General features: G+C 65.1%; 1 protein-coding gene. It reads right to left on the bottom strand.

The features are described from left to right. The coding region (locus AvAM_RS19810; protein WP_171012345.1) for a transposase at positions 1-481 on the bottom strand (481 nt) is incomplete at both ends.

Below are 481 nucleotides of genomic sequence, written 5' to 3'. Positions count from 1 at the left end.
TGCTCTTCGCTCCACAGGGTTTGCTGAGCGTCATCCCAACGATGGCGTGCGCTGTTGCGCACGATCTGCACCTGCAGCCGGTGCACCCTTTCGATCTCTTGTGCACATTGCCCGGCATATGCGCTGTCGGCCCACAATACCTTCAGAGCGCCGCCCGTGCGTGCGCATGCCTGCGCCACTGCTTGCCCAGCCGCTGCGCGGTCCGCTACGGCAGCGCTGGTGACCACCACCGCCAGCAGCAAACCCAGCATATCCACGACCAGATGGCGCTTGCGCCCTTGAACCTTCTTGCCCGCATCAAAGCCCAGCGCTCCCCCCTGCGGGCTGCCACGGTTGGATTGGGAGTCGATCACGGCTTCACTGGGCTGCTCGGCACGCTCCACACGTTGGCGCCACTGCTGGCGCAGACGCTCGTGCAGCGCTTCGAACTTGCCTTGGCGAGCCCAGCGCACAAAGGCCTTTTGCACGGATTGCCAGGGCG

The organism is Acidovorax sp. NB1 (genome assembly GCF_005405905.1).
GTDB lineage: Bacteria > Pseudomonadota > Gammaproteobacteria > Burkholderiales > Burkholderiaceae_C > Acidovorax.
This window is presented reverse-complemented; position numbering and strand designations above follow the sequence as displayed.